This window comes from Roseivivax halotolerans (genome assembly GCF_900115815.1).
In the GTDB taxonomy this organism is placed as follows: domain Bacteria; phylum Pseudomonadota; class Alphaproteobacteria; order Rhodobacterales; family Rhodobacteraceae; genus Roseivivax; species Roseivivax halotolerans.
In genome coordinates this window covers 59,932-82,964 of sequence record NZ_FOXV01000004.1, presented here as the reverse complement: position 1 = coordinate 82,964, position 23,033 = coordinate 59,932, and the positions used below count along the sequence as shown (strand labels likewise).

24 protein-coding genes are annotated in these 23,033 nt (G+C 65.5%); 13 read left to right on the top strand and 11 right to left on the bottom strand.

What is annotated here, in order from left to right:
• The first annotated feature begins 70 nt into the window (after window positions 1–70).
• Window positions 71–343, top strand: a complete 273-nt coding sequence (locus BM171_RS07370) for a hypothetical protein (protein ID WP_139218679.1) — start codon at window positions 71–73, stop codon at window positions 341–343.
• A gap of 11 nt (window positions 344–354) precedes the next feature.
• Here the strand turns inward: BM171_RS07370 and BM171_RS07365 are convergent, their stop codons facing one another.
• The 3 genes from BM171_RS07365 to BM171_RS07355 form a co-directional block, all read right to left on the bottom strand.
• On the bottom strand, window positions 355–543 hold the full coding sequence (locus BM171_RS07365; RefSeq protein ID WP_093010199.1) for a hypothetical protein: 189 nt from the start codon (window positions 541–543) through the stop codon (window positions 355–357).
• Window positions 544–623: 80 nt separating this feature from the next.
• On the bottom strand, window positions 624–1,832 hold the full coding sequence (locus BM171_RS07360; protein WP_245760204.1) for a geranylgeranyl reductase family protein: 1,209 nt from the start codon (window positions 1,830–1,832) through the stop codon (window positions 624–626).
• Between the two features lie 4 nt (window positions 1,833–1,836).
• Window positions 1,837–2,397 (bottom strand): L,D-transpeptidase, encoded by a 561-nt coding sequence (locus BM171_RS07355; protein WP_093010198.1) that lies wholly within the window; start codon window positions 2,395–2,397, stop codon window positions 1,837–1,839.
• A 296-nt stretch (window positions 2,398–2,693) separates the two neighbouring features.
• Here BM171_RS07355 and BM171_RS07350 point away from each other — a divergent pair, with 296 nt between their 5' ends.
• Window positions 2,694–3,128: an FKBP-type peptidyl-prolyl cis-trans isomerase gene (locus BM171_RS07350; protein WP_093010197.1), complete on the top strand. Its 435-nt coding sequence runs from the start codon at window positions 2,694–2,696 to the stop codon at window positions 3,126–3,128.
• A 77-nt stretch (window positions 3,129–3,205) separates the two neighbouring features.
• On the opposite strand, the gene BM171_RS07345 is transcribed toward BM171_RS07350, so the two are convergent.
• The 3 genes from BM171_RS07345 to BM171_RS07335 all read right to left on the bottom strand — a co-directional run bounded on the left by BM171_RS07345 (window position 3,206) and on the right by BM171_RS07335 (window position 6,637).
• A complete protein-coding gene (locus BM171_RS07345; protein ID WP_093010528.1) occupies window positions 3,206–4,018 on the bottom strand; it encodes a LysR family transcriptional regulator in 813 nt (270 codons plus the stop codon).
• Between the two features lie 228 nt (window positions 4,019–4,246).
• On the bottom strand, window positions 4,247–5,959 hold the full coding sequence (gene metG, locus BM171_RS07340) for a methionine--tRNA ligase (protein WP_093010196.1): 1,713 nt from the start codon (window positions 5,957–5,959) through the stop codon (window positions 4,247–4,249).
• 81 nt (window positions 5,960–6,040) lie between these two features.
• On the bottom strand, window positions 6,041–6,637 hold the full coding sequence (locus BM171_RS07335; RefSeq protein WP_093010195.1) for an ImuA family protein: 597 nt from the start codon (window positions 6,635–6,637) through the stop codon (window positions 6,041–6,043).
• Window positions 6,638–6,768: 131 nt separating this feature from the next.
• On the opposite strand from BM171_RS07335, the gene modA reads away from it, so the two are divergent.
• Genes modA through BM171_RS07290 form a run of 9 tightly spaced genes read left to right on the top strand, consistent with a single transcriptional unit; the run spans window position 6,769 to window position 15,367 of the window.
• Window positions 6,769–7,536 (top strand): molybdate ABC transporter substrate-binding protein, encoded by a 768-nt coding sequence (gene modA, locus BM171_RS07330; RefSeq protein ID WP_093010526.1) that lies wholly within the window; start codon window positions 6,769–6,771, stop codon window positions 7,534–7,536.
• Between the two features lie 15 nt (window positions 7,537–7,551).
• Window positions 7,552–8,247, top strand: a complete 696-nt coding sequence (gene modB / locus BM171_RS07325; RefSeq protein ID WP_093010194.1) for a molybdate ABC transporter permease subunit — start codon at window positions 7,552–7,554, stop codon at window positions 8,245–8,247.
• Complete coding sequence (modC, locus tag BM171_RS07320; RefSeq protein WP_093010524.1) at window positions 8,244–9,344, top strand: molybdenum ABC transporter ATP-binding protein; 1,101 nt, start codon at window positions 8,244–8,246, stop codon at window positions 9,342–9,344. The genes modB and modC overlap by 4 nt, the downstream gene beginning before the upstream one ends.
• Window positions 9,345–9,382: 38 nt before the next feature.
• Window positions 9,383–10,444, top strand: a complete 1,062-nt coding sequence (locus tag BM171_RS07315) for an aldo/keto reductase (RefSeq protein WP_093010193.1) — start codon at window positions 9,383–9,385, stop codon at window positions 10,442–10,444.
• A gap of 40 nt (window positions 10,445–10,484) precedes the next feature.
• Window positions 10,485–11,387 carry a DMT family transporter gene (locus BM171_RS07310; RefSeq protein ID WP_093010522.1) on the top strand — a complete coding sequence of 301 codons (903 nt, stop codon included), beginning with the start codon at window positions 10,485–10,487 and terminating at the stop codon, window positions 11,385–11,387.
• Window positions 11,388–11,429: 42 nt separating this feature from the next.
• Window positions 11,430–12,152: a tRNA (guanine(46)-N(7))-methyltransferase TrmB gene (gene trmB / locus BM171_RS07305; protein WP_093010192.1), complete on the top strand. Its 723-nt coding sequence runs from the start codon at window positions 11,430–11,432 to the stop codon at window positions 12,150–12,152.
• Window positions 12,149–12,904: a biotin--[acetyl-CoA-carboxylase] ligase gene (locus tag BM171_RS07300; protein WP_093010191.1), complete on the top strand. Its 756-nt coding sequence runs from the start codon at window positions 12,149–12,151 to the stop codon at window positions 12,902–12,904. Before trmB ends, BM171_RS07300 begins: the two co-directional genes overlap by 4 nt.
• Before the next feature lie 22 nt (window positions 12,905–12,926).
• Window positions 12,927–13,709, top strand: a complete 783-nt coding sequence (locus BM171_RS07295) for a type III pantothenate kinase (RefSeq protein ID WP_093010190.1) — start codon at window positions 12,927–12,929, stop codon at window positions 13,707–13,709.
• Window positions 13,706–15,367 (top strand): ribonuclease J, encoded by a 1,662-nt coding sequence (locus BM171_RS07290; protein ID WP_093010189.1) that lies wholly within the window; start codon window positions 13,706–13,708, stop codon window positions 15,365–15,367. The genes BM171_RS07295 and BM171_RS07290 overlap by 4 nt, the downstream gene beginning before the upstream one ends.
• Here BM171_RS07290 and BM171_RS07285 read toward each other — a convergent pair whose 3' ends face one another.
• The 5 genes from BM171_RS07285 to BM171_RS07265 form a co-directional block, all read right to left on the bottom strand.
• Window positions 15,368–16,072, bottom strand: coding sequence for a hypothetical protein (locus tag BM171_RS07285; protein ID WP_093010188.1), 705 nt, complete (start codon window positions 16,070–16,072; stop codon window positions 15,368–15,370).
• Between the two features lie 95 nt (window positions 16,073–16,167).
• Complete coding sequence (locus tag BM171_RS07280; protein ID WP_093010187.1) at window positions 16,168–17,658, bottom strand: DEAD/DEAH box helicase; 1,491 nt, start codon at window positions 17,656–17,658, stop codon at window positions 16,168–16,170.
• 147 nt (window positions 17,659–17,805) lie between these two features.
• Window positions 17,806–18,762: a glycosyltransferase family 2 protein gene (locus BM171_RS07275; RefSeq protein ID WP_342741991.1), complete on the bottom strand. Its 957-nt coding sequence runs from the start codon at window positions 18,760–18,762 to the stop codon at window positions 17,806–17,808.
• A complete protein-coding gene (locus tag BM171_RS07270; protein ID WP_093010518.1) occupies window positions 18,762–20,534 on the bottom strand; it encodes a glycosyltransferase family 2 protein in 1,773 nt (590 codons plus the stop codon). Before BM171_RS07270 ends, BM171_RS07275 begins: the two co-directional genes overlap by 1 nt.
• Before the next feature lie 70 nt (window positions 20,535–20,604).
• Entirely contained in the window at window positions 20,605–22,212 is a 1,608-nt protein-coding gene (locus tag BM171_RS07265) for a peptide chain release factor 3 (protein WP_093010186.1), read from the bottom strand.
• A 109-nt stretch (window positions 22,213–22,321) separates the two neighbouring features.
• On the opposite strand from BM171_RS07265, the gene BM171_RS07260 reads away from it, so the two are divergent.
• Together BM171_RS07260 and BM171_RS07255 are read left to right on the top strand one after the other, a co-directional pair.
• Complete coding sequence (locus BM171_RS07260) at window positions 22,322–22,579, top strand: DUF7218 family protein (RefSeq protein ID WP_093010185.1); 258 nt, start codon at window positions 22,322–22,324, stop codon at window positions 22,577–22,579.
• Window positions 22,580–22,653: 74 nt separating this feature from the next.
• Window positions 22,654–23,028 carry a nuclear transport factor 2 family protein gene (locus tag BM171_RS07255; RefSeq protein WP_093010184.1) on the top strand — a complete coding sequence of 125 codons (375 nt, stop codon included), beginning with the start codon at window positions 22,654–22,656 and terminating at the stop codon, window positions 23,026–23,028.
• Window positions 23,029–23,033: the final 5 nt, after the last annotated feature.

The following is a 23,033-nucleotide window of genomic DNA, read 5'->3' as shown; positions in this document are numbered from 1 at the left end:
ATGTGAGCTCACAAGACGTGACATGTTCGCGCAGTGCTCTCGGGGTCTTGCCGAATGGAGCGCGTGGTCCATGTTTGCAAAGGCAAGCCGTGACTGCAACAGGAAGAGAGCAGCGATGACCCGGGAAGAAATGCAAGCGCGCTATAAACTTGCGAAGGCGAAAGTCGAGCGTCATGAGCAGATCGAGGCCGGACAAGCCTCCGCTCTCGCTTATGCCGCGTTCGCAACGAAGCACAGCTTCGATGAAAGCGGCCTGTTGCGGAGCGCTGCCAAGGCGGCCGAGCTTTTCTGCATTGCCGCGCTGGGAATCGTCCCGATCCTGCTGTTTTTCTACGTCGTCTGACGTCGCGCGAATCAGTAGCCTTGGTCTGTGGATGCGGCGTCCTGCCGGACGGCGCTTGCCACGCCCGCCATTGTCCCGATCCCCGCGCAAAGCAGATAGAGCACAAGCGCGCCCCCTGCGCCGAAGCCGAAGAACATGATCGCCATGAAGCCGGCGATGATGCCTGCAAAACTCGATGCGATCAGGGACATGATGACCATCTGCCGTCTCCGTGTGACGATCCGCCCAATCTGGACGATATCTCTTACCGAGACATAAACAGCGGCGCATTATGGCTGCTTCATGGCGTCTTCGGTTCGGTTTCTTGCCGCTTAGGCCCGTTTTTCATGAATGCGCGCCAAAGGTGGTGGGGCAGGCGCCGCGCAAGCTGGCGCGAGATATCCGCATATTCGGTCTCACCGGCCAGCAGGCGCAAGTATTCGTACTTCAAAGAACGGGACCGGCGAAACCCTGCGATGAACGCGCTCTGAAACCGAGGTTGGAAGAGCAACGGTCGGATGAGCCGCGCGTGCTGCATCGAGCGGTGGATCGGCGCAAGCTTGCGCCGGTAAAGCGGCAGGGCGCGTTTCGGGTCCCCTTCGGACAAGGCAGCAATCGCCGCCTCGGCGGCAAGGCGTCCGCTTTCGAGTGCGTGACCGATGCCTTCTCCGGTGATCGGATCGACAAGTCCCGCCGCATCGCCCGCCAGCAGCACCGAGTCCCGGCCCGGAATGCGACGCGGGGCGCCGAACGGCAGGTATTGGCCCTTCACATTGGGACGGCCCACGACGCCGCGTTCGGCCAAGTAAGTCGCGAGCCGCGCCTTGAGATCGGGATTGCGTGCGTGGATGCCTCCGATGCCAATCGTGGTGCCGCAGGTCTTGGGGAAGACCCAGCCATAGCCCCAGTTGGCGGCACCGAAGTCGATTCGCAGCTCGGGTGGGGTCTGTGGCTCGGGCAGTTCGACCTCGAGCGCGAAGCCGATCTCCTTGGGATCGAAGGGACGTCCGTAGAGCGCGCGCGCGATTGCGCTCGATACGCCGTCGCAGCCGATCACGACGTCCGCCGCCAGTGAGATCTCGCCCAGTGACAGGACGGGCCGCGGTCCGGACAGATCGATGCCCTGCGGCACGTGCCCGCTGAAATCCTGCGCCCCGGCATCCAGCGCCGCTTCGAAGAGCGACAGGTCGAGGCTTTCGCGCATCGTGAGATAGAGGGGCGGGATGTCGTCATACCGCCCAAGATCGACACCGAACGCTCCGAAGGTGATCGCGTTCTTCGTCAGGTGCGGCGCGGCAGGAAGGTCTGTGCCGAAAGCTCGGCGATGGCTGGCAACGGCGCGGCCGGAAAAGGCGCCGCCGCACAATTTGTGTCGTGGAAAGCGTGCCTTGTCGACGAGCGCGACAGACAGCCCGGCGCGCGCGGCGCTGACCGCCGCGGCGCTGCCCGCCGGGCCGGCCCCGACGACGACGACATCGAAGTGCCGCGAGATGCGGGCCTCTGCCCGCACGCTCTTATAGGACCTTGACCGGAGTTCCGGTCGGTACCCGCTGGTATAGGTCGATTACGTGGTCGTTGATCATCCGGATGCAGCCGTTGGAGACCGACCGGCCGATCGACGAAGGCTGATTGGTGCCGTGGATGCGGTAGAACGTATCACGACCGTTCTGGAACAGGTACAATGCCCGCGCACCGAGCGGGTTGTTGGGGCCGCCGGGCTGAACGTAATCGTTGTCCTTGAAACGTGCGTAGGTCTGCGGCTCGCGCTCGATCATCTCGTCTGTCGGACGCCAGGTCGGCCATTCTTTCTTGACCTCGATGATCGCATCGCCCTGGAATTCGAGACCGGCACGACCCACGCCGACGCCATAGCGCCGCGCCTGGCCCGGCGCTTCGACGAAATAGAGGAAGTGCGCCCGCGGCATGACGATAATCTGTTGCGGCGCAAGGCTGGACTTCACCTGAACGGTTTGCGGCATGTATATCGGTTCGAGCTGAAAGCCCTGAGCGCGCGCGATGGCCGGCGCGGCAAGGCTCGCCGCGGCGGCGGCGACGAATGTGCGGCGGTTAAGCATGGATATCCCCTTCGGTTCGAGCAGCCCCGCTATTGTTCCCCGAGCGATTCGAACGGGCAAGCCTGCACGAATCAAACGCGGTAACGTCATGGCGCACGGGCCACATTTGAGGCCGGAGCATCGGATCACCGGCTTTGCCCTGCTCAACCCATGCGGAATCCGCTTGGTTCCAACGGATGAATCGTGCGCGACCCTTTGCAAATCCGGCGCAAAATACCTATTCTTCGTAGCAATAGTGAGCACCCGCGATGGGCGCGGCCTCACTGAAACCCACTCCCAAACAGATTGGATTTCTCATGACCGAGGTGAAAACCGGCGACACGGTTCAGATTCATTACACCGGCACGTTGACCGACGGCTCCACCTTCGATTCCAGCGAAGGACGTGATCCGCTCGAGTTCACGGTCGGCTCCGGCCAGATCATTCCGGGTCTCGACAAGGCGATGACCGGGATGAGCGTCGGCGAGAAGAAGACCGTCGCGATCCCCGCCGACGAGGCGTATGGCCAGCGCCAGGACGAGGCGCTGCAAGCCGTCCCGCGCGAACAGATCCCGGCGGATATCCCGCTCGACATCGGCACGCAGCTTCAAGTGCAAACGCCGAACGGCCAGGTGATGCCGGTGACGGTGGCTGAAGTGACCGAGGAGCAGGTGACGCTCGACGCGAACCACCCGCTCGCGGGCAAGGACCTGAACTTCGATATCGAGCTCGTGGACATCAAGGCGGCCTGACTCGCCGATGACCCCATGATGGTTCAAGAGGCCGGGCATTGCGCCCGGCCTTTTTCGTTTGAGGGGAAAGGGGCGCTTCAATCGGATGCGAGGATCGCCACGATCTCGTCTATCGCGGCGCGGATCGGCGGATCCTGCCGGGCGTCGTGATGGGCGAGCAGCCAACTTTCATGTGTCAGCTCCTCGATGGGCTCTGACCGACGCACAAGGTTCCTGAGCGAGCTCTCTACGAACGTCGGCAGGATCATGAGGCCATGCCCGGCCTCGGCCAACTCGAGGCAGATCCGGGGATCCTGTGCCACTGCGACGATCTCGCGCCCGTGCCGTTCGTGCAGCCAGCGTTGCGACGGCGTGTCGGGCGGGGCAGCAATATAGCCTTTTGCCTTTTGGGTTCCGTAGACCGCGAAGCGCACCGTCGCCAGCGCCCGTCGTGCGAGCCACGGATGATCCGGCGCGGCATTGCGTATGCCGATATCAGCCTCGCGTCGGGCAAGGTCGAGAGACGCCGTGGCTGGCACGAAATGCGGCAGCCACGTGCGCTCGGGATCCGCGGAAAGCCTGCGCGCGATCGCGTGAGACGTCCAGAACCCGGCCGTGATCCGCACCGGCGGACGGGCATCGCTCAGGGATCGCCACCGCTCCACGCGGCGGCGCACTTCGGCGAGCCCGCTGAGCTCCGCCGCCAGTGAGACGCCCTCGGCGCTGAGTGCGTAACCCCTTTTGCCGCGAAGGAAGAGTGTGCGTGCGAGGTCGCGCTCAAGCGCCGTCATGCGCCGCGACAGGGTCGGCAAGGGGACGCCGGTCCTGCGGCTCGCCTCACCGAGCGAGCCCGCATCGGCGACGGCGGCGAAAAGGGCGAGGTCGTCCAGGGAGGCTGGGGTTTCATTCATGAAACCCATGTTGCGAAGATCGCCGCTCAAAGGTCAAGCAAGGCTTGGCCATATCTCATTCAGACTAACAGGAGTGAGATACGTGATGATGATCCTCAGACCCATTCAGAGCGACGGCACCGAGATTCGCCAAGACTTTCGCGCCGTGCGCGCGCGCATTGCCAGCCGTGAGCGCTGGGCACGCCGGCACCGCTGGCTCACGCTCAGGGCGCGCGTCTTTGGTCGGCGTCAGTCGCGCTTGCCCGAGAACCGTGCCTGCCAATCCTCGCGCTCGGCATCGGTGATCTTGCGGAAGGTGACGTCCGGCACCGCGAAGGCGTGACCCGCAGGTAGGGCCTCAAGCGCTGCGTCGATGTCGTCCGGCCAGTCCGCGCCCTCGGCGCGCATCGCTTCGAGAAGCTGCGCCGCGGCGTCGGGGATGAACGGCCCGGAAAGAACCGCGTATAGCCGGACCAGGTTCAGGCCGAGCCGGATCTGCATCGCGGCCTGTTCGGGATCTTCCTTGAAGGTGGCCCAAGGCGCGGCGTCCTGCAGGTATTCGTTGCCAGCGACCCACATAGCACGAAGCGTTGAAGCCGCTTTCCGCACTTCCATCGCTTCCATCTGTTCTTCGTATTTTTTGAGCTTTAACAGCAGGTAAAGCGTGAGGTCTTTTTCTGCTTTCGACCAAGTGCCGCCCTCGGGCACGACTTCGCCGAACTTCGAGCGGCAGAACTTCGTCACGCGGCTCGCGAAATTGCCGAGGACGTCCGCAAGATCCTTGTTCACCGAGGATTGGAAATTCTCCCAGGTGAACTCGGCATCCGAGCTTTCGGGCGCATGGCTCAGAAGCCACCAGCGCCAGTAATCGGCCGGCAGGATCTCGAGCGCCTGGTCCATGAAAACGCCGCGTCCGCGCGAGGTCGAGAACTGCCCGCCCTCGTAATTGAGGTAGTTAAACGACTTGATGTAGTCGACGAGTTTCCACGGCTCGCCGGAGCCGAGGATGGTCGCGGGAAAGCTCAGCGTGTGGAACGGCACGTTATCCTTGCCCATGAACTGGGTGTAGGTCACATCCTCCGCGCCCTTGTCGGTGCGCCACCAGCGCTGCCAATCGTCGCCCTTGCCGGCATCGACCCATTCCTGCGCCGAGGCGATGTATTCGATGGGCGCGTCGAACCAGACGTAGAAGACCTTGCCCTCCATGCCCGGCCAGTCTTCGTCGCCGCGCTTGACGGGGATACCCCAATCGAGATCGCGGGTGATGCCGCGATCCTGCAGCCCGTCGCCGTCATTGAGCCACTTCTTTGCGATCGAGGTCGTCAGGACGGGCCAGTCGGTCTTGCTGTCGATCCATGCCTCGAGCTCGTCCTTCATCGCCGATTGGCGCAGGTAGAGGTGCTTGGTCTCGCGCATCTCGAGATCCGTCGCGCCCGAGATCACCGAGCGCGGATCGATCAGGTCCACCGGGTCGAGCTGCTTGGTGCAATTGTCGCATTGATCGCCGCGCGCATCCTCGAAGCCGCAATTGGGGCAGGTGCCCTCGATATAGCGGTCGGGCAGGTAGCGCCCGTCGGTTGGCGAATACATCTGGGTTTCGGAGACCTCGCGGATCAGGCCCTTGTCGGCCAGAACGCCCGCGAAATGCTGGGTGAGCTTTTCATTCTGCTTGGAAGACGAGCGCCCGAAATGGTCGAAGGAGAGACGGAAGCCCTCGGCGATCCGAGCCTGGACCTCGTGCATCTCGGCGCAATATTCCGCGACCGGCTGCCCGGCTTTGGCGGCGGCCAGCTCCGCGGGCGTGCCGTGCTCGTCCGTCGCGCAGAGGAACAGAACCTCGTGGCCGCGTGCGCGCTGGTATCGGGCGAAGAGGTCAGCGGGAAGCTGCGAGCCGACGAGGTTTCCGAGGTGTTTGATCCCGTTGATATAGGGAATTGCCGAGGTGATGAGATGTCGCGCCATGTCCGGGTGTCGCTTTGCCTGTGGTGGAGCTTTGGGCTCCTCCTAGCGGATGGGCGCGGCAGAGAACAGAGGGGCCGGCTTCTAGACCGGGATGGGCGCGGCGAAGAGGCCGGTCTCGTCGTGCCGGAGCGAGAAGGCGGCGGGCGGAGCCATGCGGGCGCGCACCCGCCGGGCCGTCCAGCGAGCGCGGCTTGGGGCATGATCGGGGCTCACATGCCAGCGGCTCTCGACCCCCGCCGCGCCGCCCTCGCCGGGTGTCAGCAAAAGGCCCGTGGGCCGCTGGCGCATCTCCGCCCCGGTCTCGGCGGCAAGGTGAAGGCGGCGCACGGGCGTCAGCCCCGGCGCTTCGTCGAGATCGGCCACGGCCAGCGCCACCGCGCCCGCGCGGAGCGTCTCTTCCAGCGCCCAAAGACGGTCGATCGGACGTCGTGCGGTCACGAACAGGAACCGTCCCGGATCACAGAAGGGCGCCATCCCGTCGGGGTTCATCCCGCTGCCGCCGGGCCCCGAGATCCAGATCACCGGCCCTTGAGCCGCCCTTGCCAGGAAAGCCGCGAAGGCGAAGCGTCCAAGCCCGCAGGCCTCGTGCACGCGCCCTTCGGTCAGGGCGATGTCGCCCGCCACGGTGAGCGCGGGGGCCGCCTTGAGCGGTTTGCGGCTGAGAAGCAGATCGGTCATGCGAGATAAACTAGAATGTTCGCAATTTGTTCTCAAGGGTGATGACGTCCGGATCGCGACCAAAGGCGACTTGCCGGGGCCTCTGCGCCGTGCAACCCATTGTGTCATCGAACATGTATGGTTTCGTCTCTATGCGCCTTTCCGGCTTCTCCCTTCTCGCCGCGCTCGCCTTTCCCGTCATGGGAACGGCTGCCGAGATCACGGTCTTCGCGGCCGCCTCGACCCGCGATGTGCTCGCCGAGGCGGCGGAGATCTATTCGGAGAGTTCCGGCGACGAGATCCGCATCGCGCCCGCAGGCTCTTCCGTCCTCGCCCGCCAGATCGCGCAAGGCGCGCCCGCCGATGTCTTTGTCTCCGCCAATCCCGAATGGATGGACTGGCTGGAGGAGCGCGACGCCGTCGACCCCGAGACGCGGGCTGCGCTGTTCGGCAACCGGCTCGTGCTGATCGCGCATGGGGCAGGGGCGGCAGGCAGCGCGGAGCTTGCACCCGGCGTCGATATCGCAAGCCGGCTCGGCCCTGAGGACCGGCTCGCCGTGGCGCTCACGGATGCGGTGCCGGCAGGGATCTATGCCCGCGCCGCGCTCGAAAGCCTCGGGGAGTGGGAGGCGCTCGCGCCACGCCTTGCCGAGGCCGACAATGTCCGCGCGGCGCTGGCGCTCGTCGCGCTCGGAGAGGCGCCGCTCGGCATCGTTTATGCGACGGACGCCGCCGCGGAGATGCGGGTCCGCGTCGCAGGCACCTTTCCCGAGGACAGCCATCCGCCGATCCGCTACGTCGGAGCCGTCACCACAGCCGCGGCGGAACCAGAAGCCGCGGCAGCGTTCCTGCGCTGGCTCGGCGGGCCTCAAGCACCGGACATCATCGCGCGCCACGGCTTTGCGCCGCTTCCCGAGTAGAGTATCGCGGAGGTCATGGAGACGCTCGGACCCGAAGCCTGGCAGGCGGTGCGCCTGTCGCTCAAGGTCGCCTTCTGGGCGACGCTGGCGGCAATGCCGCTCGGGATCGCGGTCGCTTACCTTCTGGCGCGGGTGCGGTTTCCGGGGCGGGGCCTTCTCAACGGGCTGGTACACCTGCCGCTCATCCTGCCGCCGGTGGTAACGGGCTACCTGCTGCTTCTGGGCTTCGGGCGGCAGGGTCCGATCGGCGCGGCGCTCCATGAGCTTTTCGGTATCACGCTCGCCTTCCGCTGGACCGGCGCGGCGCTTGCGGCGGGCATCATGGCCTTCCCGCTTCTGGTTCGCGCGATCCGACTTGCCATCGAGGCGGTCGATCCGAAACTCGAAGAGGCCGCCGCGACGCTTGGAGCCTCGCGGATGCGGGTCTTCGCGACGGTGACATTGCCGCTCATCCTGCCGGGCGTGATCGCGGGGGCGATCCTCGCCTTCGCCAAAGCGATGGGCGAATTCGGCGCGACGATCACCTTTGTCTCGAACATACCCGGCGAGACGCAGACCATCCCCTCTGCGATCTATGCCTTCCTGCAGGTTCCGGGCGGCGAAGGCGCGGCGATGACGCTGGTGGTGATCTCGCTTGCCATCGCGATGGCAGCTCTCTTTCTGTCGGAATGGCTGGCGCGGCGGGTCGCAGCGCGGGTGGCGGGCCGATGACGCTGTCGGTCGATGTGCGGAAGCGGCAAGGCGCGTTTCAACTCGACGTGGCCTTCGAGGCCCCGGACGGGGTGACGGCGCTGTTCGGGCGATCGGGCTCGGGCAAGACCTCGCTCGTCAACGCGGTTGCGGGGCTCGCGGCGCCAGACAACGGGCGTGTCGCGGTCCAGGGCGAGACATTGTTCGACGCGCGCGCCGGCCATTCCGTGCCAGTCCACGCGCGCCGCATCGGCTATGTCTTTCAGGAAGCGCGGCTTTTTCCGCATCTCGATGTGCGCCGCAATCTTCTCTACGGGCGCCGCGCGCGGGGGCTGTCGGGCGAGGGCGCGCTCGATCACGTGGCCGAGCTTCTGGGTATTGCGCCGCTTCTCGCCCGTCGGCCCGGCGCGCTCTCGGGCGGAGAGGCGCAGCGCGTCGCCATCGGCCGCGCACTTCTGTCGGAGCCTCGACTGCTCCTCATGGACGAGCCGCTCGCCGCGCTCGATGCGCCCCGCAAGAACGAGATCCTGCCCTATCTCGAACGGCTGCGGGCCGAGACGGGCCTGCCGATCCTCTATGTCAGCCACAACCTCTCGGAGGTGGCGCGGCTCGCTACGCATATCGTTGTCCTGGAAGAGGGGCGCGTGCTGAAGTCGGGTTCGGCGGAGGCGCTTCTTTCGGATCCGAGCCTCGTTCACGTGATGGGCCTGCGCGAGGCGGGCGCGGTCCTGACTGCCGAGGTCGCGGGCCACGAGGCGGACGGGTTGACCGAGCTTCGCATCTCTGGCGGGCGGCTGTATTTGCCGCGGATCGATGCGGCGGAGGGCGCGCGACTGCGCGTGCGAATCCTCGCGCAGGACGTGATCGTCGCGACAGAGCGTCCCGAGAACATCTCTGCCCTCAACGTTTTGCCCGCGACGGTGCGCGCCATTCGCCGCGGCGAAGGACCGGGCGTGATCGCTCAGCTGCAGGTCGGCGAGGACGCGATCCTCGCCCGCATCACCCAACGCAGCGCCGAGACGCTCGCCCTCTCCGAAGGCACGGCCTGTTTTGCCGTGATGAAATCCGTCGCGGTCTCGCCAACCGATGTCAGCCAGGGCTTGCGACGCGAGGCGTGACGGATAGGGTTCGCGCCGAACGATTTGGAGACAGCGACATGAAGAAGAACAAGCTCGGCCGGTCCGGCATCGAGGTGACGGAGGTCTGCCTCGGCACGATGACATTCGGCTCCCAGACCGATGCAGAGACCGCGCATGCCCAGATCGAGCGCGCGGGTGCGGCGGGCATCGACTTCATGGATGCCGCCGAGATGTATCCGGTGAACCCGGTGAAGGCCGAGACCATCGGTCATACCGAAGCGATCATCGGGGACTGGTTCGAGAAATCCGGCAGGCGAAACGACTGGGTTCTCGCAACGAAAGTATCGGGCGCAGGGCTCGGCGCGGTGCGGGACGGCGCGCCGATCAGCCCCGCGACGATGACAGAGGCGCTCGAAGCCTCGCTCCGCCGGCTGAAGACGGACGTGATCGACCTCTACCAGCTGCATTGGCCGAACCGGGGCTCCTACGCCTTTCGCCAGCAATGGAGCTTCGCACCCTGGGAGCAGGACAGCGCCGCAACGCGCCAGCACATGTCGGATGTCCTTGGCTGGGCCGCCCGCGAAGTCGAGCGCGGGACGATCCGCGCGATGGGCCTCTCGAACGAGAGCGCCTGGGGCACGATGGCTTTCAACCGGATCGCCGAGGCCGAGGGGCTGCCCCGCATGGATGCCGTGCAGAACGAATACTCGCTCCTCTACAGGATGGCCGATACCGATCTCGCCGAGGTTCTTCTGCACGAGGAGGTGGGCTTCCTGCCGTATTCGCCGCTCGGTGCGGGGCTTCTGTCGGGCAAGTACCAGGATGGAGCGATGCCGAAAGGCAGCCGGATGGAGGTGAACGTCGCTGATGGCGGAGCGGGCGATCTTGGCGGGCGCAAGACCGACCGGGCCTTCGAGGCGGTTGCGGCATACCTGCAGATCGCGCGCGACTTCGGGCATGATCCGGTCCACATGGCCTTCGCCTGGTCCGCGCGGCGGCCCTTCGTGACCTCGTCGATCTTCGGGGCGACCACGCTCGATCAACTCGATCACGCTCTGGGCGCGATCGAGACGGAGCTGTCGCAGGACTGCCTGGACGCGCTCGACGCGGCCTGGCGGGCACACCCCTTCCCGTACTGAACATGGCCTTTCGTCCGCTCGGGCGGGCGCCGCTCAGATGATCGAGCCCTGGATCCTTTTCACGCTGAGCGCGGCGGCCTTCCAGACGCTGCGTTTCGCACTGCACAAGATCCTGAGCCTGGGCGGTCTCTCGAGCACCGGGTCGAGCTTTGCGCGCTTCGCCTACGCGATGCCATTCGCCTGGGCGGGCGCGGCGTTCTGGCTCTGGCTGCAAGGGACGGGGCTGCCGCCGCTCGGGCGCGCGTTCTGGCTATACGCGCCTGCCGGTGCACTGGCGCAGATCCTTGCGACGATCTGCGTGGTCGCGCTGTTCGAGACGCGCAACTTCGCGGTGGGCATCACGTTCAAGAAGACCGAGGTGATCCAGACTGCGCTTCTCGCCTTCATCGTCCTTGGCGAGGCGGTGTCTCCGGGCGGCTGGGCGGCGATCCTGATCGGGCTTGCGGGCGTGCTGCTCTTGTCCGAAACGCCGGGGATCGCGGGCCGCTGGTGGCAGCGGATCGGGCCGCGCGAGGTGGCACTCGGCCTCGGCTCGGGCTTCTTCTTCGCGATCTCGGCGGTGGGCTACAGGGGCGCAACGCTGGCCGTCGCCTCGGACGATCCCGTCACGCGCGCAATCCTGTCGCTCGCACTTGTCACTCTGATGCAGACGGCCGCGCTCGGCCTCTGGCTGCGGCTTCGTACGCCGGGCACTCTCTCGGCGGTTTGGGCTGTGCGCGCACGGGGCGTCTGGCTCGGTGCGGCCTCGATGGCAGGCAGCGTGTCGTGGTTCTCCGCCTTCACGCTGCAGAACGCGGCTTATGTGCAGGCGCTGGGACAGGTGGAGCTGATCTTTTCCGTCGCGGTCTCCGCGCTCTTCTTCCGGGAGAGCGTCACGCGGCGCGAGATCGCGGGCATCGCGGTGCTGACGCTCTCGATCCTCGTTCTGATCCTCGCGCTCTGAGCCCGTTGCGGCGGCGCGCGCGCCGCGCTATGCCCGCGCCCCATGAAGGACCGGCATTCCACGGGCGCCCCCTGGCGCAATTTCTACGGGCGGCTCAAGGGCAAGGGCCTGCGTAAGTCGCAGGAAGCCTATCTCGACGAGGATCTGGCAAGCTACGCGCCGGGCCCGGTCGGATGGGAAGAAAACCCCGAGCGCAACCCTCTCGACGTGGCCGGCATGTTCGACGGCAAGCCCGTCTGGCTCGAAGTCGGTTTCGGCGGCGGCGAACATCTCGTGCACCAGGCGCTGGAGAACCCGGAGGCCGGTATCATCGGCTGCGAGCCCTATATCAACGGCGTTGCGATGCTGCTCGGCAAGCTCCGCGACAACCCGGCGGGAAATGTCCGCATTCATCCCGGCGATGTGCGCGACCTCTTCGACGTTCTGCCCGAGGCATCGCTCGACAAGGCGTTCCTGCTCTATCCCGATCCTTGGCCGAAGAAAAAGCACCACCGCCGCCGGTTCGTGACGCCTGAGCATCTGGAGCCACTCGCCCGCGCGATGAAACCGGGCACGGAGTTCCGTGTGGCGACGGACATTCCCGATTACGTCCGGCAGACCTTGCAGGAAGTGCCGAAAGCCGGATTCACCTGGACAGCCGAAGGGCCGCGCGACTGGCGCACCCCTTGGGACGACTGGATTTCCACCCGTTACGAGCAGAAAGCGCTCCGCGAAGGGCGCGTGCCGCATTACCTCACCTTCCGGCGGGACGGGGCGGCGGCGTGAGCGCGATCTCCTGGCCCGAGGGATACGCGCGGCTGATCCTTGACGAGGTCGACAGCACCAATGCCGAGGCCGCGCGGCAAGCACGAACGTCAAGCGGGCCGATCTGGATCATGGCGCATCGCCAAACCGCCGCACGGGGGAGGCGGGGACGGGCCTGGCGCGTGCCCGAGGGAAATTTCTCCGCAACGCTTCTGCTGATGCCGTCCGAGCCGCCGGAGCTTGTCGCGCTGCGTTCTTTCGTGGCGGCGCTGGCGCTTTTCGATACCTGCGTGCGGCTGACGGGCAGGGTCGAGCCCTTCGCGCTGAAATGGCCGAACGACGTGCTTCTGAACGGCGGCAAGCTGGCGGGTATCCTGCTGGAAACTCTCGGGAATGTCGCGCGGGTCGATCACCTTGCGATCGGGATCGGCGTGAACCTCATCGCGGCGCCCGATGCGAGCGAGGTCGAGGACGGCGCGGTGCGGCCCGTGGCTCTGCTTCCCGAGACAGGCGCGGACCCCACGCCGGAGACGTTCCTAGACCATTTGGCGGCGGACTTCGCGCGTCATGAAACCAGCCTCAAGACCTACGGCTTCGCGCCGATCCGCGAGGCCTGGCTCTCGCGCGCGGCGCGTCTTGGAGAGGTCATCACCGCGCGGACCGGCAGCACGGAGACGCGCGGCACCTTCGAGACGGTGGACGCGCGCGGCAATCTTGTCCTAAAGACGCCGGAAGGCCGCGTTTCCATCGCCGCCGCCGATGTCTTCTTCTGACCCTCAACGGAGGCGGCGCACCATGCTTCTCGCAATCGATTGCGGCAACACCAACACGGTCTTCTCGATCTGGGACGGGACGGAATTCCTGGCGACCTGGCGGACCTCGACCGAACATCAGCGCACGGCGGACCAGTATTACGTCTGGCTTTCCACGTTGATGAAGCTTCAGAACATCGAGGCCGAGATCACCGACATGATCGTCTCCTCGACGGTGCCGCGTGTCGTCTTCAACCTGCGTGTCCTTGCGGATCGCTATTTCAACACCCGTCCGATTGTCGTCGGGCGGCCCGATTGCCTGATGCCCATCGATGTCCGCGTCGATGCGGGAACGCAGGTCGGCCCCGACCGTTTGGTCAATACCGTCGCGGGGCACGACCTTTACGGCGGTGATCTCATCGTCGTGGATTTCGGCACCGCCACGACCTTCGACGTGGTCGATACCGATGGTGCCTATGTCGGCGGGGTCATCGCGCCGGGGGTGAACCTGTCGCTCCAGGCGCTCCACGAGGCGGCGGCGGCGCTTCCGCATGTGGATATCTCCCGTCCGCAGCGGGTCGTGGGCACGAACACGGTCGCCTGCATGCAGTCGGGCATCTTCTGGGGCTATGTCGGCGTCATCCGCGAGGTCTGCGCCCGCATCAAGGCAGAGCGGGACCGGCCCATGAAGATCATTGCCACCGGAGGGCTCGCGCCTTTGTTCCAGCAGGCCGAAGACCTATTTGACGACTGGAAAGACGAACTCACGATGCACGGTTTGACCGTCATCCACAATCACAACAAGACCGAAGGAAACATCCGATGAGCGCCAACCGACTGATCTACCTGCCCTTGGGCGGGGCGGGCGAAATCGGCATGAACTGTTACGTCTATGGCTACGGCGCGCCCGACAAGGAGCGGCTGATCGTCGTCGATATGGGCGTGACCTTCCCCGACATGGACACGACGCCCGGCGTCGATCTCATTTTCCCCGACGTCAGCTGGCTCAAGGCGCGGCGCGACCGGATCGAGGCGATCTTCGTGACCCACGCCCACGAGGACCACGTGGGCGCGGTCGCGCATTTCTGGGAAGAGCTTGGCGCGCCCGTTTATGCCCGTGCCTTCACCGCCAATATCGCCCGGCGGAAATTCGACGAGCGCGGCCTTTCCCCCGAGATCGTCCGCACGCAGGAGCCTTGGCCCGCGACGCAGCAGGTCGGGCCGTTCAGCGTTGGCTTCGCGCCGATCTCGCATTCGATCCCCGAAAGCTCCGGCATGGTGATCGATACCGATCTCGGCCGCGTCGTGCATACGGGCGATTTCAAGATCGACGTGACGCCCGTCGTCGGAGAGCCGTTCGAGCGCAGCATCTGGGAAGAGATCGGCAAGAACGGCGTGACCGCGCTCGTCTGCGATTCGACCAACGTCTTCTCCGAGCATGAAGGCCGGTCCGAAGCCACGGTCGGGCCCGAGATCGAGAAACTGCTTCTGGACGCCAAGGGCATGGTTGTCGCCACGACCTTCGCCTCGAACGTCGCGCGCCTCAAAACGCTGGCCGAGGCGGGTGTCCGGGCAGGGCGAACGATCGTCCTCATGGGCCGCGCGATGCAGCGCATGGTCGAGGCCGCCAAGGAGACGGGCGTTCTGACCGGCTTTCCCTCGACCGAGCCCATCGAGGCAGCGGGCGACATTCCGCGCGAGAATCTGATGCTCATCGTCACCGGCAGCCAGGGGGAGCGCCGCGCGGCCTCCGCTCAGCTGGCGCGCGGCAAGCATTTCGGGATCGAGCTCAAGGACGGCGATCTGTTCCTGTTCTCCTCCAAGACCATTCCGGGCAACGAGAAGGGCGTCATCCGCATCATGAATCAGCTCTCCGAGCGCGGTGTCGATGTGGTCGACGATTCCTCGGGCAAGTATCATGTCTCGGGTCACGCCAACCGGCCGGACCTGATCGCGATGCACCAGCTGACCGATCCGAAGCTGGTCGTGCCGATGCATGGCGAGCATCGCCATTTGCGGACCCACGCCAACCTGGCCGCGCAGCACGGGCGGCGCGGCGTTGTCGCGCCCAACGGGACGATGATCGACCTGACGACCGGGAAACCCTGCGACTACGTGGAGACAGGCCGCGTCTATCTCGACGGCTCCGTGCAGGTCGGTGCGCTCGACGGTGTGGTGCGCGACCGGATCCGCATGGCGCTGAACGGCCATGTCACGGTGACGCTGGTTCTTGATGAGGACAACGAGCCTCTGGGCGAGCCCTGGGTCGACCCGATGGGTCTGGCCGAGACGGGACGCAGCCAGCAGCCGCTTGACGCGGCGCTGGAGGAAGAGCTCGCGCAGTTCGTCGAACGCGCCAAGCCCAAGGTGCTCGCCGATGACGACGCATTGGAAGAGGGGCTGCGCCGCACGGTGCGGAACGCCGCGCAGAACGAAATCGGCAAGAAGCCGGAAGTGACAGTCGTCATCTCCCGGCTCAGCTGATCACTGAAGCGAGGGGTCGCGGTCCTCGGGGTTCTGGAACTGTCCGTCAAGCGGCGGCAGGTCCGGCCCCTCGGAGCCCGAGCAATAATACAGCGCGCCGCCCACGCCGACGAGCGTGACCCCCGCGCCGACGGCGGCGACCGGTGCGCCAACCGTGCCAAGGGCCGCCGTGCCCGCGCTGCCGAGCGCGCCCAGCACCAGATCTCGCGACCCTGACAGGATCAGGGCGCCCGAGCCGTGGACGACCCCGTCGAGCCGCTCTTTCGTCTCGCCAGATTTGCGCTGCACCGCCGAAGCGAGCGCGGCTGTCGTGCTGACGGTCGCATCCGCGGCGGCATTGACCTTCTGGCAGGCGGTCTCCGTGCAGCGGCCGCGGTAATTGCGCGCGCCGGGCACAAGGATGTAGCCGGTCTCTTCTAGCTCCGACAGGCAATAGCCGTTCACGTCCTGCGCGGGCACCTGGTCGGCGAGATAGGTGATGATCGTCTGGCTGTCGCATTCCGGCGGGCGGCCGCGCGCGCGGTCCCAGCGTCTGGACGGCCAGTCGACCAGCCTCTCGCGGATGCCGGGGCTGGAGCGATCCTCGCCAAGCTCTTCGGTGTTGATGACGATTTCGCTGGCATTGACCGTCGCGGTGCACTCCTGCGCAAGCGCTGGAGCGGCGAAAAGCGACGCGGCAAGGGCCGCCGAAGCGGTGCGAAACATGGGATTATCCTCATTTTCATTGGCCTGTGGGACCAGAGGATATCCCAGGCAGCGGAACTTGCATCCCGTGCCCGGTCACATCGGCGTAACCGCGCTCAGCCGACTTTGCGTTCGTCGAGGCTCTTGGCGATGAAGGTGGGCATGTGATCGCCCATACCGACGACGTCATCCTGCTTGCCGCCGCGCTGCCCGCCGCGTCCGCCGCGCGAAGACTTGCCGCGCTGCGACTTGTCGTCGGATTTCGGCTCGGGCTTGGCTTCGGACTTCTGCTCGGAGGTCTCGTCCTGTTGTTCGGACTGGACCTCTTTCGGCGCATCCGTCGCGGCGTCGCTCGCTTGAGGCGTCTTGCTGCGCGAGCGCGAGCGGGACCGGGATTTGCGCGGCTTTTGATTGCTCTCGTCGCCTTCGGCCTCTGCGCTGGTTTCGGGCGCGGTGTCACCGAGCGGGTTGTCGAGGCGCGGGATCGGCTTGTCGATCAGGCGCTCCACGTCTTCGAGGTTCTTCTCGTCGCGCGGAATGCAGAGCGTCATCGCCTTGCCTTCACGGCCTGCGCGACCCGTCCGGCCGATCCGGTGAACGTAGTCCTCGGCATGGCCCGGAACGTCGAAGTTGAAGACGTGGCTGACCGACGGCACGTCGAGGCCGCGCGCGGCCACGTCAGATGCCACCAGGATCTTGAGCGATCCCGCGCGGAACCCTTCAAGCGTCCGCGTCCGCACCGACTGGTCCAGATCGCCGTGGATCGGGGCCGCGTCATAGCCATATTTCTTGAGCGATTTCGAAACGATATCCACGTCGACCTTGCGATTGCAGAAGACGATGGCGTTGGTCAGCTTCTCGCCCTCGGCATCGATCAGGGCCCGCAGCGCCCGGCGTTTGTCGCTATCGGCGCGGTCGCGGCGCGAGGATTTCAGCATCAAGACGCCCTGCTCGATCGTCTCGGAGGCGGTGGCCTGCCGGGCAACCTCGATCCGTGCCGGTGCGGCGAGGAACGTGTTGGTGATCCGCTCGATCTCCGGGGCCATCGTGGCCGAGAAGAACAAGGTCTGCCGGGTGAAGGGCGTGAGCGAGAAGATACGCTCGATATCGGGAATGAAGCCCATGTCGAGCATCCGGTCGGCTTCGTCGACGACCATGATCTCGATGCCGGTCAGCAGCAGCTTGCCACGCTCGAAATGATCGAGCAGGCGACCGGGCGTCGCGATCAGCACGTCCACGCCCTTGTCGATGAGTTTGTCCTGCTCGGCAAAGCTGACGCCGCCGATCAGCAGCGCCTTGGTGAGCTTCACATGCTTGGAATAGGTGTCGAAATTCTCGGCCACCTGGGCGGCAAGCTCGCGCGTGGGCGCGAGCACGAGGCTGCGCGGCATCCGGGCGCGGGCGCGACCGCGGGCGAGCTTGGTGATCATCGGCAGCGTGAAGCTGGCCGTCTTGCCCGTTCCGGTCTGCGCGATGCCGAGCACGTCCCGGCCCTCGAGCGCGTGGGGAATGGCCCCCGCCTGGATCGGGGTGGGCGTCTCGTAGCCCGCTTCTTCGATGGCTTTCAGCACTTTCGGGCTGAGGTTCAGATCTGCAAATTTGGTCATGTGTATCCGGTGTTCACGGACACATCCTGGCCCGTGCGTCTGCGTAAGATAACCCCGCGCAAGGGGTCGGGGCCGGCAGCGCGCCGGCAAGCGTGCCGCTCTCTAGCGAAAAGGGGCGATGACGTCAATCTGACCTGCCGATACGGACTATCGCGAACCGCGCTCATGACCGAAATGTCGCGCAACGAGCGCGGGCAGGTCCATGCGGCGCGAGACAAGGAGGCCCTCCGCCGCGAGCCGGGAGCGGAGGTCGGGCGTCGCCAATGCCACGATATCGTAGAAGCGGCGGAGCCCGGATTCGCCTTCGTCGGCCTCGATCTGAGTGAACAGATCATGCAGCTTGAGAGCCCCTGAGCCGCGCGCTTGCGGCTTCAACTCAGCCCGGTAGGAGCCCCGGGTCACGCGAAACCTGTAGGCGGCGAGAAACGCCTCCCAGCTTTCGGCGTGGAAATGGCCGAGCGGAATGTCGGGCAGGGCGACTTCACCGGGGTTCTGCACGTCGCCGAGCCGGATATTGTGGATGCGGATCTGCAAGCCCTTGTGGCCGGTTCGGATGAAGAGCTTGCCCGCGACATGGCTCAGAAAACCGCCTGAGAGGTGCCGGGACGCGTCGCCGAAGATGCGTTGCGCCGCATCCTGCCGCGCCGTCTGATCGACATGGAACGCCTTGAAGTGACGCATCGAATCTCGCGCAGGCGTATCGCTTTCCCGCGCGAGTGCCTCTGCCGGCCGCATCCGCGCGCAGAGGGCGTCTTTCGGCAGAGAGGCAAGCGCGGCGGACACGGATCCCTCGGGCAAAAGAAACTCGTCCACGTCGATATGGGCGATCCAGTCGAGCGTGCCCGCGCGGTTATAGGCGTGCCGCGCGTTCCGGCACTGGCGGTTCTGGTGCATGTCGGGCCGGCCGCCCTTGTTCTTCCAGTAGGCGGGGCCGGTTTCTGTCACATTGATCTGCGGATGCGCGTTAAGGACGCGCGCAGCCTCAGAATCGCCGTCGTCGAGATAGAGAAACAGCCGCTCGGCGCCGAGGTCCAGATGCCATGCGGCGAAGTCGAGGATACGCGGCAGCGGGGCTTTGATCGTCGCGACAATGCCCCAGCGCATCAGGCGGCGCGGCCCCGGAAGACGCGCGCGACCGCCCCGTCGAGATCGAGCGGATGCAGCTTCAGCATGCCGTGCGCGGCCAGCTTTGCGCGCAGCTCCGGCGTGTCGCGGCAGATTTCGTCGAAGAAGGTGCGAAGGCCCGCCTCGCCGTCTTCGTCCTGCAACATGCCCAGAATATCGGCAACGCCGAGCCGGCCCGGCCGCTCGCTTTGCTTGGCATAGGATCCGCGGGTGCGCCGGAAATCGAGGTGACGCAGGAATGTCTGCCAGTCGGGGGCGTGTAGATGGGCCAGAATCACGTCGCTGAGCGTGACTTTGTTCGTCACTTCCGCCCCGCGATGCTTGAGCGCATGGATACCGAACCGCGTCTCGGGGATGCCGGTGCGGGCAAAGACCTTGCCCGTCGTGTGACTGAGGAAACCGCCATAGAGGTGCATTCCGAAGGTCGGATAGATGTCCTGAACCTCGGCTTTGCGGGTGCCTGCCGCGGCATGGGTGAGCTTGAAGGCCGAGGGCAGGGAGCCGTCGTCCGGAGCGAGCGCCTCGACCGGCGTTATCCGTGCAAGCGCGGCCGAGGGCGTCACGTCGGCGAGGATCTCGGCAATGGGCCGGTCCGGCAGCAGAAACTCGTCCACGTCGATATGCGCCAGCCAATCGAGCCGGTCCGCCTCGGTTTGAAGCGTGCGCGTGGCATTCCAGACCTGGCGGAGCTGGTGCGCCTCCATGCGCGGCTTGCCGAGCCCGTCCCAATAGGCGGTGTCGCAGGTGATCACCCGGATACGCGGATCGCGGGACAGCGCGGCGGCGGTTTCGGGCTGCGGGACATCGAGGAAGATGTGCATCGCGTGCGCGCCGAGTTCGAGGTGATGCGCGGCAAAGCGCAGCGCGGCCTCGGTTTCGGCCTTGATCGTCGCGACCACCCCCCAGCGCAGCGTGCCTGCTGTCAGCCGGGCCGCGCGGGCTGGAACTGGCGCCATGTTCACGGGCTTTTTCTTCTCGGGCTTGGCGCCGTCCTCGCGTTTCTGTTTGCGTGCCTTCATCGTCGCGAGGCGCTGGAAGATCGTAGCGGGGTCGTCGATCAGCGCGCCGATCAGATGCTGCGCGAGCGGCCGGATCACCGGCGCGGCCTCGGCTTCCTGCCAGAGCCGCCCCAGCATGTTCACGTCGAGCCCGCCATGCAGGATAGAATAGGAATCCATCTGCATCGGCAGCTTGGATTTCACCTTGTCATCCAACGCGAAGGCCGCGTCCGGCTTGCGCCCGGAATAGAGGCGTTCGGTCTCATAGAGCTTCATCGCGCCGAACAGGGTCGACAGGGCAAGCCCGCTGGCGCGCTCCTCTGGTGTTGCACCGTGATCGCCGAAGGTCGTGACCGCAGAAACCTGCCACCGCAGATCGAGCGCGGCGAGCAGGAACTCCGCCTCTTCGGCCCAGAGCCGGCGGAAGAGTGCAGGCGCATGGTTCGGCCAGGATCGCTTGCGAAGATGCGCGATCAGGAGACCGTGCAGGCAGGCCAGTTCCGAGGCGCCGGTGAATTCCTCCCGGAGCGCGAACCGTTTGCGATGGTAGGCAGAGCGGAAAGGCGGGGCCTCTGACGGATCCTCGGCTGGCGGGCTGATGCGTGTCGCCTTCAGCGGTGCGAGGTCGATGTCGACAGGCGGCAGCGCCTGGCCTTCAGCATAGGTGATCGGGTCGCGCCGTCCCTCCATCTGGGTCAGCACGGCGTCGATCCCGCCGGGATAGGCGGGGCGTTTGCCCGTGTCTTTGCTCATCGCGAAGAGCGTGGCGCAGCAAATCGGCCCGAACAAGGCCAAACGGCGGAATGGTCGTGACGCGAAGCGCTCAGACCATCATCTCCTTCGTCGCGGAAAGCGTCACGTCGGGATAGTCGCGCACGATCCGGTCGATGTCCCATTGCAGGCGCGTGAGGTATACCAGATCGCCGTCATTGTCGGTCGCGATATGCTGCTTGTTGGCGTTGACGAACTTGTCCACGGCCTGCTTGTCGCCATGCACCCAGCGCGCTGACGTGAATTGCGAGGGCTCGAAGCGGACGGGCAGGCCGTATTCCAGCTCGATCCGGCTGCCCAGAACTTCGAACTGAAGCTGGCCCACGACGCCGACGATGAAGCCCGAGCCGATATTCGGCTTGAAGACCTTGGCGGCGCCTTCCTCTGCGAATTGCATCAGCGCCTTCTCAAGGTGCTTGGCCTTCATCGGATCGCCCGCGCGGCAGGATTGCAGAAGCTCCGGCGCGAAGGAAGGAATGCCCGTGACCTTGAGCGCCTCGCCCTCGGTCAGCGTGTCGCCGATCCTGAGTTGCCCGTGGTTCGGAATGCCGATGATGTCCCCCGCCCAGGCCTCCTCGGCCAGCTCGCGGTCGGAGGCGAGGAACAGGACCGGGGCCGAGATCGTCATCGGTTTCTTGGAGCGGACGTGGGTGAGCTTCATTCCGCGCTCGAAATGCCCCGAGGACAGGCGCACGAAGGCGACCCGGTCGCGGTGCTTGGGGTCCATATTGGCCTGCACCTTGAAGACGAAGCCTGTGACCTTCTTTTCCTCGGGCGCGATCTGGCGCGGCTCTGCGGAGGTGGGCTGCGGCTCTGGCGCGAGCCGGCCGATCCCGTCCATCAGCTCCTTCACGCCGAAGGAATTGATCGCGGAGCCGAACCAGATCGGTGTCATGTGACCCTCGGCCACGGCTTGCGCGTCGAGTGTCGGCAGCAGCTCGCGCGCCATCTCGATCTCCTCGCGCAGCTGCGCGAGCCGCTCCGCCGGAATGTGGTTTTCAAGCTCGGGATCGTTCAGTCCCTTGAGCTCGATGCTCTCGGCGACGCGGTTGCGGTCGGCGCGGTCCATGAGCTCGAGCCGGTCGTTGAGCATGTCGTAGGCACCGAGGAAATCGCGCCCCATGCCGATGGGCCAGCTGGCCGGGGCCACGTCGATCGCGAGGTTCTCCTGGATCTCGTCGATGATCTCGAACGTATCCCGGCTCTCCCGGTCCATCTTGTTGCAAAAGGTCAGGATCGGAAGATCGCGCAGGCGGCAAACTTCAAAAAGCTTCTGCGTCTGGCTTTCAACGCCCTTCGCGCCGTCGATCACCATGATCGCCGCGTCCACGGCGGTCAGCGTGCGGTAGGTGTCTTCCGAGAAATCCGAATGGCCGGGCGTGTCCACGAGATTGTAGCGAAAATTGTGGTAGTCGAAGGACATGGCGGAGGCCGAGACCGAGATCCCGCGGTCCTTCTCCATCTGCATGTAATCGGACCGCGTGCGTCTCGCCTCGCCCTTGGCGCGCACTTGCCCTGCCATCTGGATCGCGCCGCCGAAGAGCAGAAACTTCTCGGTCAGCGTGGTCTTGCCCGCATCGGGATGCGAGATGATCGCAAAGGTGCGGCGCCGCGCGATTTCGGGCGGCAGGTCGGGGCGGTTCGTGGGCACATCGAGCATGACGCGCGATATAGTCCGGGCGCGGGGCCGCCGCAATCGGTGCATCGCGCGGCGCGGGAACCGAGAGAGCGGCAGGGATGTTTGTCACCCGGACCCGCAGGAGACGATCATGGCCGACCGCCCGAGCATCAAGAACGAGAAGCTGTACGAGGATTTGCGCGACGAGGGCATGTCCAAGGAAAAGGCGGCGCGGATCGCCAATGCCAAGGCCAATGACGACATGTCCCCCTCGAAGAAAGGTGGCAAGCAACCCCCTTACGAGGAGTGGAGCAAGGACGAGCTTTACGAGCGCGCGCAGGAGATCGGCATCGAGGGCCGTTCGGACATGACCAAGGACGAGCTGATCGAGGCGCTGCGGCAGCATTGACGATTTCCGTTCCCGAATCGCCGCGCTCACGCTATGGTGAGAACATTAGGTGAACAAAGTTCAGGAATACTGCGATGAAATTGTTGGAATTGGCGGAAAAGCTCGTGGCCGGCTGCCGTGACGGCAGCGATACGGCCAATCTCGACACGCTGTATGCGCAGGATGCGGTGTCGGTCGAAGCTGTCTGCATGCCCGGCGCGGAGAGCCGAGAGACGCACGGCCTTGAAGGCATCAAGGGCAAACACGCCTGGTGGAACGAGAACATGGAGCTGCTGGATGGCACGATCTCTGGTCCGTTCCCGCATGGCGAGGACCGGTTCGCGGTACATTTCGCAATGAAGGTGCGCGACAAGAACAGCGGCGAGACCACCGAGATGGAGGAGGTCGGCGTCTATCACGTCGCCAACGGAAAAATCGTGCGGGAAGAGTTCTTCTATAAGATGGACTGATTTGC